Source organism: Streptomyces sp., from assembly GCF_031178505.1.
Taxonomy (GTDB): Bacteria; Actinomycetota; Actinomycetes; order Streptomycetales; family Streptomycetaceae; genus Streptomyces; species Streptomyces gulbargensis.
The window spans coordinates 1-8,953 of the sequence record NZ_JAPSIW010000234.1 but is presented as its reverse complement, the minus strand read 5'-3'; the positions used below and the strand labels follow the sequence as shown (position 1 = coordinate 8,953).

General features: G+C 71.1%; 9 protein-coding genes. 6 read left to right on the top strand and 3 right to left on the bottom strand.

The genetic code is table 11. The features are described 5' to 3' along the window. The first annotated feature begins 107 nt into the window (after nucleotides 1-107). Nucleotides 108-1,088, top strand: coding sequence for a hypothetical protein (locus tag RIF68_RS17275; protein WP_309052166.1), 981 nt, complete (start codon nucleotides 108-110; stop codon nucleotides 1,086-1,088). Nucleotides 1,089-1,165: 77 nt separating this feature from the next. On the opposite strand, the gene RIF68_RS17270 is transcribed toward RIF68_RS17275, so the two are convergent. After that, nucleotides 1,166-1,330: a hypothetical protein gene (locus tag RIF68_RS17270; protein WP_309052165.1), complete on the bottom strand. Its 165-nt coding sequence runs from the start codon at nucleotides 1,328-1,330 to the stop codon at nucleotides 1,166-1,168. 7 nt (nucleotides 1,331-1,337) lie between these two features. After that, entirely contained in the window at nucleotides 1,338-2,249 is a 912-nt protein-coding gene (locus RIF68_RS17265; protein ID WP_309052164.1) for a hyaluronoglucosaminidase, read from the bottom strand. A gap of 717 nt (nucleotides 2,250-2,966) precedes the next feature. On the opposite strand from RIF68_RS17265, the gene RIF68_RS17260 reads away from it, so the two are divergent. From RIF68_RS17260 to RIF68_RS17250, 3 genes are read left to right on the top strand one after another with little or no spacing between them, the layout of a single operon-like run. Continuing rightward, complete coding sequence (locus RIF68_RS17260) at nucleotides 2,967-4,049, top strand: bifunctional DNA primase/polymerase (RefSeq protein ID WP_309052163.1); 1,083 nt, start codon at nucleotides 2,967-2,969, stop codon at nucleotides 4,047-4,049. Further along, entirely contained in the window at nucleotides 4,046-5,713 is a 1,668-nt protein-coding gene (locus RIF68_RS17255) for a phage/plasmid primase, P4 family (protein ID WP_309052162.1), read from the top strand. Before RIF68_RS17260 ends, RIF68_RS17255 begins: the two co-directional genes overlap by 4 nt. Beyond that, entirely contained in the window at nucleotides 5,710-6,084 is a 375-nt protein-coding gene (locus RIF68_RS17250; protein WP_309052161.1) for a DUF6009 family protein, read from the top strand. The genes RIF68_RS17255 and RIF68_RS17250 overlap by 4 nt, the downstream gene beginning before the upstream one ends. Before the next feature lie 39 nt (nucleotides 6,085-6,123). Here the strand turns inward: RIF68_RS17250 and RIF68_RS17245 are convergent, their stop codons facing one another. Then, a complete protein-coding gene (locus RIF68_RS17245) occupies nucleotides 6,124-6,558 on the bottom strand; it encodes a DUF6892 domain-containing protein (RefSeq protein ID WP_309052160.1) in 435 nt (144 codons plus the stop codon). 460 nt (nucleotides 6,559-7,018) lie between these two features. On the opposite strand from RIF68_RS17245, the gene RIF68_RS17240 reads away from it, so the two are divergent. Continuing rightward, nucleotides 7,019-7,624 (top strand): dihydrofolate reductase family protein, encoded by a 606-nt coding sequence (locus RIF68_RS17240; RefSeq protein ID WP_309052159.1) that lies wholly within the window; start codon nucleotides 7,019-7,021, stop codon nucleotides 7,622-7,624. A gap of 451 nt (nucleotides 7,625-8,075) precedes the next feature. Next, nucleotides 8,076-8,579, top strand: a complete 504-nt coding sequence (locus RIF68_RS17235) for a hypothetical protein (RefSeq protein WP_309052158.1) — start codon at nucleotides 8,076-8,078, stop codon at nucleotides 8,577-8,579. Nucleotides 8,580-8,953 lie beyond the last annotated feature (374 nt).

Below are 8,953 nucleotides of genomic sequence, written 5' to 3'. Positions count from 1 at the left end.
AAAACGCCCGGCACCCCCCCCGGCGGAACGCTCCTCCCCCACCCGGCGGAGACGAATACACCGCTGCGCCGACGCCCCACCCCCGAACCCGGTGCGACCGTCGGGCCATGACCGGTGCCCCAGCGACTCCTACCAGCCCGCGACGGGCCCGCGCCGCCACGGCGTGGGCCCTGACCTACACCGCCTTCGGCCTGACCTGCGCGCTGAGCGGAACACCCCTCTTCCACCTCGGCGACACCCCCGGGCCCCCCGCCCTCACCTGGGCGGCCGTCGCCCTCGGCACCCTGTCCGCCGCGACCGGGGCCGCGACGACCCGATACGGCCCCCGCCCCGCCCTGCGGGGCCTGCTGTGGACCGCCTGCGCGCTCGCGGCGCTCGCCGCCTTCGGCCTGCTGATGGACCTCATCACCCTCGCCTTCGGCCAAGGCGTCGACCACGCCCCCGCCGCCCTCCATCACGCCCTGGCGGCCACCGGCGCCGTCCTCCTCGCCGCCCCCCCCCCCCCCCGTCCCAGCCCCTCCCCCGCGCACGCCCACCACCGCCGCGCCCCTGTGGCCGCGTGGATCGGCACGCTCGCCTTCCTCCCGTACGTCGCGATGAAGCTCACCTGGACCGCCGGCGGCACCTTCGCCGGCATCACCGGCGACGAGATGCTCGCGGCCTCCCGCCGCAACGGCGCATCCGACCTCTGGCTCACCCTGGAATCCTGGGGCCTCGACGCCACGGTCCTCCTCGCCGCGCTGGGCACCCTCCTCCTGTGGAGCCTGGTCCGCCCCTGGGGCCGGACCTTTCCCCGCTGGACCCCCTGGCTCCGCCACCGCCCCGTCCCCCGCTGGCTCCCCCTGACCCCCGCCGTCCTCGGCGCCGCCACCCTCGCCCCGTACGGCCTGCTCGGCCTCGGCTACGCGGCCCTGGCCACCCTCGGCGCCGTCCAGATCCAACGGGGCGACTTCCCCACCCCCGCCGACGCCCTCCTCGTCACCTGGATCGGCATGCTCGCCTTCGCCGGCTACGGCCTCGCCCTCACCACCGCGGCCCACTCCTACTGGCGCCGCACCGCCCGCGGCCCATCGACACCAGCGGCCTGACCTGACCCGGAAAACGAAGACCCCGCTGCGTGGCCGGAGAGTCTCCGTCACCGTGCAGCGGGGCAGGAAGGGGCCTCTCAGGCCTGCGGGCCGGGCTGGCCGTCCACGGGGGCCGCCTCGGCCAGCCGCCGCCTCAGGGCCTCGTTCTCGGCCTCCAGGTGGGCGATGCGCTTCCGGGCGAAGTACAGCTCCATCACGGCGTCCTGGAACTCCGCCACCAGCTGCTCAGGAGTCAGTTCCACGAGGACCTCACGCCTCCGCGATCGTGGTGACAGTCCCGGACGACCCGCGCCACTTCAGGGCCCCGCCCTCGGCGAACAGGACACCACCGTTCGTCGGGTCGCCGGTCGGCACGGCAGTGGCGTTGCGAATCCCGATCACTCCGTCGCCACCCCCGTACGACTCCGCCCCCGCGACACCGAACTGGGCGTTGTGCGCGGCCAGGGCACCACTGTTGAGGATCCGCAGCTTCGCCACACCCGCCCTGTCGCGGAACTCCGCGATACGGCTGTCCGCGTTCGTGTTCGCCTGCATCAGCAGACCGATGAGGGAATCCCGCTGGGCGATCTCGACTCGTCCGCGCGGGGTGGCGCCGATCGGGATGCCGACACCGACCTGCCCGCCGCCCTTCACCACGAAATCGTCCACCCCGTTGTTCCGCAGCGTGATCAGATTGCCCTTCGTGGGCCCCGTGGTGTGCGTGACGAAGATGCCCTGCGCCGCCGTCCCCCCGGCCCCGTCCACCGCTCCCGTCGTCTCCAGATAGACCGACACGGCGGCCGCTCCTCCGTCGGAGCCGTCCGCGTAACCACGGTGGGAGATCTTGAGAGTCCCCCGCGCCTTCTCCGTCCCCGACAGGTACATGGCCGAGTCGTGAGGGTTGTCGGAGATGACGTTCAGCGCGACACCGTTCCCCGCCACGCCGTCCTGGTACGCGACCAGCGCGTGCAGCTTCGTGGTCGTCGCCGTCGACGTCGTACGGAACGTCGAGGTCCCTCCGCCCTGCGTCCGGAAGCTCTGCGCCTGCACCGCCCCGTCGTAGACGACGTCCCCCTCCGCCGACGCGCCCTCCTCGGCCGCCGACGCCGGCCCGGTCCCCGCGACCACGGACACGGCCCCCGCCGTGAAAGCCCCCAGGAACAGCCTTCGCGTACTGCCCACGTCTCTTCTCCCTCCCCTGGCCGGATCGGCACGGCGCCACCGGCCCGGCCACGCTAGCGCCCGCCCACCGCTTCCCCGGCGGCACCCCGGGCCGTCACGGTCCCTCCCCGTCCCCAGGAGAGAAGGGACTGAACTCCCCGAGGAGGACAGTCCCTTCAGTCCCTGGTCATTTTCCCAGGTCAGAGCGGTTTCCCCCCCTCTGACAGGGACTGAAGGGACTCAACTTCCCTATTATGACGTGAAGTCATGTACTTTCTCGTACGCGCGTGCGCATGAAGACAAAGACGCTCTGGTGCGCTGATAATAGAGAAGTTGAGTCCCTTCAGTCCCTGTCCTGCCAGGCATCGGGCCTCTGACCTGCGGAAACGCGACAGGGACTGAAAGTCCCTCCGTCCCTCCCTCAGCCCCTGGTTCCGTCCCTCCGGCAGTTCTGTCCCTCCCGGCCCCCCGGGCGCAGGGACCTACGGGGCCCGTCCGTCCGGTCCCTGCCGCCCCGAAAACAGGGACCGAGCCCCCGGCGAACCCGAGACCGGCACCCGTCGGAAGGGACCCAAGGGACCGAGGAACCGATGCCTCTCCACGGTGTGCGTGGCTCGGCCACCCCCGAAGAAGATCCGTTCTACACTTCGGGATCAGAGTCCCTTCAGTCCCTCCGGTCCCTGGAGGGCAGCCCGGAAGGGACCGGCGTCGACGACCGTGAGGAACAGGGACAGCAGCGTGCGGAGCCTCGAACTTCCCCGGCCTGCCCGGACGTCCGGCCACCCCACCCCGCTCGCGGTCGCCCGCTGGTGCGCCGAACAGGGCTGGCCGGTCCACCCGCTGGCCCCCGGACGCAAAACGCCGACCGCCAACTGCCCGGCCTGCCGGACCCGAACCCACACCCCGCAGGACTGCCCCTGCATCCCCGCGGGACGGCCCTGCCATGGCTTCCACGCGGCCACCACCGACACCCGCCTGATCGACACCTGGTGGAACGACACCCCCGCCGCAGGCATCGGGATCGCGTGCGGCCCGGCCGACCTGGTGGTCATCGACATCGACGCCCACCCCGCCGAAGTCCCCGACCGCAGCCGTCTCCTCCCCGGCATCCCCATCCACGAGTCCGTCAACCTGGCAGGACTCGCCTCCGGCTTCGACACCCTCGCCCTCCTCGCCGCCTACCGAGGCCGCCCCAACCCGGCCGAGGACACCGGCACCCTGCGGGTCCGCACCCCGTCCGGCGGACTCCACGTCTGGTACCGCAACCCCACCCCCACCACCAGGTACCGCTGCTCGACGGGATCGAGCACGAAGACCGCCCTCGCCTGGCAGGTCGACGTACGCGCCGACGGCGGCTACATCGTCGCCCCCACCACCCGCACCACCGACGGACGGTACGAAGCCCAGGGCCCCGCCCGACTCCCCGCCCCGCTCCCCGCCTGGCTGCAGGACGAACTCGCCCGCACCGGCCACCTCACCCAGCCGGCCCCCCACCCCACCCCGGCCCCCGCGCCCCCGCCCCGGACCCGCCGCACGAGAACGGCAGGAGCACGGCGCCTGCTCGAACCCCTCCTCAGCGACATCGCCCGGTGCGCGGCCGCGCCGCACGGCATGTCCTTCACCGAGAAACTCAACCGCGCCGCCTACACCGCCGGAGGCCTCGTCGGGGCAGGACACCTCGACCACGCGACGATCCGCGCCGAACTCCAGCACACCGCGGACCAGGCCCGCCCCGGGACCTCCCGCCGCAGCACCCAGATCATCGACGACGCCCTGGCCGCCGGTGCCAGGCGACCGCTCCACCCCGAAGGACGCTCATGAGCAGGGCCGACGACACACCTCGCTTCGACGCCGACGCCGCTGCCCAGCAGATGCTCGCGCTCGACCAGGCCCCCACCACGGTGACGCTCCCCGCCCAGACCGCCGCCCTTCCCCCCGTACCCGACGCCTCCGTGCTGCTGCCGCCGTCCCTCACCGACCGGGGCAACGCCCGCCTCTTCGTCCGCCTCTACCAGGACCGCTTCCGCCACGTCGAAGGCCTCGGCTGGCACTCCTGGGACGGCCACCGCTGGAAGCGCGTCGGAGGAGAGAAAGCCGCCCTCTGGGCCGCCGGCGAAATGGCCGAGGACATCGCCGACACCGACCCCAGAGGCATCTACAGCAACCGCGAACTCGCCCACCACAAGAAGCGCACCCTGTCGACCACCGGCATGAAAGCGCTCCTCACCCAGGCCAAGGCCTCACCCGACATGTCCGTCGACCCCAGCACCCTCGACGGCGACCCCTACGCCCTGTGCACCCCCGCCGGCATCGTCGACCTGCGCACCGGCCAGATCCACAAAGCCGACCCCGCACACGACTTCCACTCCCGCTCCACCGCCGTCGCCCCCCTCCCCACGGAAGCCCCCCGCTGGCAGCGATTCCTCACCGACACCTTCGGCGACGACGCCGAAGGCCGGGAAATGATCGACTTCCTGCACCTGCTGCTCGGCTACTCCATCACCGGCGACGTCGGCGCCCAGGTCCTGCCCTTCCTCCACGGCGAAGGGAAGAACGGCAAGAGCGTCCTGCTCGACACCATGATCCAGATCCTGGGGGACTACGCGGACGCGGCCCCGCCGGGCTTCCTCATGGACCGAGGCTCCTTCAGCGAGCACTCCACGGAACTCACCGAGCTCCACGGCCGCCGTCTGATCGTCTGCTCCGAACTCAAGCCGAACGACAAATTCGACGAGGCCCGCGTCCGCCTCCTCACCGGCGGCGACAAGATCAAAGCCCGCCGCATGCGACAGGACTACTTCTCCTTCACCCCCACCCACCACCTCTGGCTCCTCGGCAACCACCGCCCCGAAGTCTCCACCGGCGGCTTCGCCTTCTGGCGCCGCATCCGGCTGATCCCCTTCACCCGCACCGTCACCGAAGACCGCCGCATCGACAACCTCGCCTCCGAACTCGTCCGCGACGAAGGCCCCGGCATCCTCCACTGGCTCATCCAGGGCGCCCGCCGCTACCTCGCCACCCGCGACCCCCTCGAAGGCCCCGACCGCGTCCGCCTGGCCACCAGCGCCTACGCCACCACCGAGGACCACATCGGCCGCTTCCTGACCGAATGCTGCACCCGCGCCGGCGACCCCGGCGACCTCCGCGTCGAACAGGGCCTGCTCTACACCGAATACTGCTCCTGGTGCCTCAGCGGCGAAGGCGTCCGCCCCGCCACCGCCCGCGTCTTCGCCACCCGCGTCCGGCAGGAAGTCGGCCTCGCCTCACCGGCCGACATGATCAAATCCAACGGCCGCAAGTACTACCCCGGCCTCGCCCTGCTCGCCGACAGCCCCGCCCCACCTCTCACCTCCGGCACAGGCCCGCTTCACCGCACCGGCAGGCCGCCGTACGATGAGGAACCGGTGACTCCGCCGACACCCACCCCCCTCCCACGCCGGGCCACCAGGCCCACCGACACGACCGACGAAGGGCTGCAGACATGAGCTCGCTGTTGAGCGAAAGCGATCTCATCCACGAAGCGGACGTGGTGTGGCTGGAAGACACCGACCGGCTCGACTACGTCCGCCAAGCCCTCGACAAGACCAGGCGACGCAACAACCGCCCGCCCTACCTCCGCGACGGCCGCATGATCGGCTACGCACTCCTCGACAGCACCGCCAAATCCGACCCCGACAGCGGCCTGTACAAGCGCCGCGTCTTCTTCCTCCTCCCCCACGACCGCGACAGCGACCCCGACGGCGTCTACCGCGAAGGCGCCCCCGGCGAAGCCGTCGACCCCCGCACCATCGAAGCCCGGCGCCCCGGAACCAAAACACTCCGCTCCCAGAAAGGCGCGGCCGCCCTCAGGGCATGAACAGCCCGGCGGCCCACGCCCAGGCCTGAGAGTGGAAGTTCAGTCGGTGTCGATGCCGCGAGCGGCGAAAACCTCCGCCGCGTCCGGCACGGCCAGGACGCCGTCCTCCACAAAGGTGACCTCCCGCAGGTGGGGCAACAGATCGAGGTCGTCGAGCGAGCGGACGTCGAACAGGTCGTCCTCGCCGTCCCAGGCGGGGGCGCAGTGCCGGAACACCTCCGCCCCCGCGTCGAAGCAGAGCTCCTCGACGCGGGCGAGCAGCTCGGCCGGAATCTCCAGAGCTTCGAAATGGGCCCGGGACTCCGGCAGCACCTCCTCGTGGAGGCCGTTCTCCAGAACGTAGGACGCGGGGTCACCGATCCCCCGCTCCGCCAGCCGCGTGGGCAGGTCGTAGACCGGCAGGAGCGGCTCGGGGCCGTACATGAGCTCCTCGATGACGAGCAGCTTGAGATTGAAGTCGCGGAACTGGCTCATGCGACAGAAGTACCACGGGGGTACGACACCGCCCCGCCCGCCCCCGCCGCCCTCGCGGGCCCGAGGTCGGAGCGGCCGGTAGACCTTTCGGCGTGATCCGGAAGGCATGGGTACCCGGTTCGCGGGCACACGGATGCCGGGGTGGTGGGACGGCTCCTGCTGCTGGCCCTCACGGTCTTCCCCCTGCCGTGAGGGCCAGCAGCTGGGGCCGTCCCTCGCTTGGGTGCGAAGCTTCGTACAGGAAGCCCGCACTGCGCGGAGCGACCGACGCACAGGACGCCGGCGCCATCGACCAGAGGCTCCTGGAGCGCGGCCGAAGCACGAAGAGGTTCCTTCCACGACGGCGGCCGACGCGCCGCCGACGGGAAAAGGCCGATTCACGGACATCGGGCAGCGCGGCCGATGAGTTTGCGGATCCCGGCCGGTCCTCACTTGTGACATCCCAGGAAAGGACACCGCCATGTCGGAGCTTCTCGTCGACTTCATCACCTCCCTCGACGGCTACGCGTCGGGAGAGGGATGGCCCGGATTCTGGGGCCTCGAAGGCCCCGAGTACCTCGCCTGGCTGGGAGAGCAGCCCGAGGTCACCTACCTGATGGGAGCGAACACCTACCGGCTGATGTCGGGCTTCGCCGCGGGTGAGGTCCCGAAGGGGCAAGACGAGTTCAGGCCCGAGGAAGAGGCGTCCGTCGACGAGCTCACACAAGCGCCCAAGGTGGTGTTCTCCTCCACACTCGAAGAACCACTGACGTGGGCCAACACCACGCTCGTTCGCGACGACGCCGTCGAGACGGTCCGCGCCATGAAATCGAGTGGCTCGGGGCTCCTCAGCACGATCGGGAGCCTCAGCCTCTCCCGGTCCCTGCTACGAGCCGGACTCGTCGACCGCTTCCGGGTCGTGATGTTCCCGGTGATCACCGGGGCCACGGGCGAAGAACGCATCTACGACGGCTATCCGGACGTCGCCCTCGAAATGATCGAACACCGCACCTTCGACGGCCGCATCCAGCTGGTCGAGTACAAGCCCCGCGTGCTCGACCACCCACCGCTCGGCAGCCCCGCATGACATCGCCCTGCCCGTCGACCCGGACAACCGCCAGGCCGGCGACGACGAGCGCGGAACACGAACCCATGGGGGCTGACCGACGTCACGACGCCCGGTCCACGAGCAGAGCTCCCGAGACGAAGCCCTGAGCCACATCGGACGGCCTGGATCGCGCATCGAGGGCGTGCACGGTGTATCCGTAGCCCTTGGCGGCCCGGCCCCAGGGGCGGACCCCGCCGTTCCCCCCGTCCCGAAACGCCCTGGCAGGGCAGTGCGCTCCGGTCAGCCCGCAGGTCGGCCGGGGTGCCGGTGGCGGCCGGAAAACAACGGACGGCGTGGCACTGGCCTTGTCGGGGGCCCGCGCCCCTGACAGTCTTCCGGCACGCGCCCTGCGGCGGCCGGGGCCCGGTCCAGCCCCCGGTCGGCCCCCCGTTGACTCTGCTCGATGGACGAACCGACCAGGAGTCCCGCCATGCCGCGTACGACCTTCCGCGTGCCCCGCACGCTGCTCGCCGCCACGGCGACGGCCGCCCTCACCCTCGCCACAGCCCTCACCACGGCGACCGTCCCGGCCGTCGCCGCCCAAGCGCCCAAAGCCGGGCCCACAGAGACCACTTCAAGCTTCTGGGCCTGCTCCGTCCCGGCCGGCTACACATACACCTCGTCCCGCAGCTCCTACACCTGCTCCGGAGGCGGCAGCTACCCGACCACCGAGTTCTACGTCCAGCCGCCCGCCGACGGTCTCTGGGCCTGCACCACCATGCCCGGCTACACCCACACCGGGGTCATGAGCAGCCACACGTGCTCCGGCGGCGGCAGCCACACGACCAGCCAGTACCTGCTCCACAAGCCCGTGACCGGCATGTGGGCCTGCTCCGTACCCTCCGGTTTCACGTACACGGCCACCCAGCAGAGTTACACCTGCTCCGGTGGCGCCGGCTACACCACCACCCAGTTCCTGCTGCGCGCCCTGTAGACAGCGAGAGCCCCGGGCCCGGACGCCCGCTGGCTCACGAGCCCGGTCTCGGGCCGGGAAGAGGTTCTACCTGTTTCGTCCTGACGCACGATGGTCCGACGCACCGAGTCGGACCCCCGCGCCCGCGACGACGAGCCCAGCGCCGAGGGGCTGTTGGGCCCGCCCCCCATCATCCCGCACCAAAATCCGGACCCCCCGACCACCAGCCAGCCGTATTTCTTGAATTCGCGGAGCGAATTCAAGCGGGTAATCGCGGAGCGATTACCCGAAAGGGAAACTGCGGAGCAGGTTCCCGCAGGAATTGCGGAGCAATTCCTGACTCGGGCGCGGAGCGCCCGAGTTGACGACCCGTAGGGTCGTCGCGTCGCGTCTGC